1 protein-coding gene is annotated in these 541 nt (G+C 40.1%); it reads left to right on the top strand.

Annotated elements, in window-relative coordinates; all coding sequences use genetic code 11:
* On the top strand, nucleotides 1-541 hold a 541-nt coding region (locus AB3I12_RS13430), incomplete at both ends, for a BspA family leucine-rich repeat surface protein (RefSeq protein ID WP_368015673.1).

The following is a 541-nucleotide window of genomic DNA, read 5'->3' as shown; positions in this document are numbered from 1 at the left end:
CAACTATGGCACTGGTGATTTGACTGCGGGCACGTACGTTTCTGCTACAGGATGGTGGGGTACCAGTCCGTATAATTTTGATAAAAACACAGGGACATTGACGATCGGAGCAGGTGAGTTAAGTAGCTCTGCAGAATCACCATGGAACAGCGACAAAGTAGATAGTGAAGCCATCAAGAAAGTTGTCTTGTCTGGAAAAGTAGTTGCTCCAGAAAATGCTAGTTTATTATTTACTGGAACAAGCAATACAGGTGACCTTACGAATGTAACTGAAATCGAAGGGTTAAGTCAACTGGATACTAGCAACGTAACAGATATGAGATCTATGTTTTACGGTATGAGTAGCGTAACAAGTTTAGATGTAAGTGGTTTTGATACCGGTAACGTAACAGATATGAAATCTATGTTTAACGGTATGAGTAGCGTAACAAGTTTAGATGTAAGTGGTTTTGATACCAGTAACGTAACAGATATGGAATATATGTTTCGCCACATGAGCAGCGTAACAAGTCTAGATTTAAGCAACTTTGACACCAGCAAC

The organism is Enterococcus sp. C65, assembly GCF_040887165.1.
GTDB classification, from domain to species: Bacteria; Bacillota; Bacilli; order Lactobacillales; family Enterococcaceae; genus Enterococcus_B; species Enterococcus_B hirae.
The sequence above is the reverse complement of the archived record's forward strand: the minus strand, read 5'-3'. Positions and strand labels throughout refer to the sequence as shown.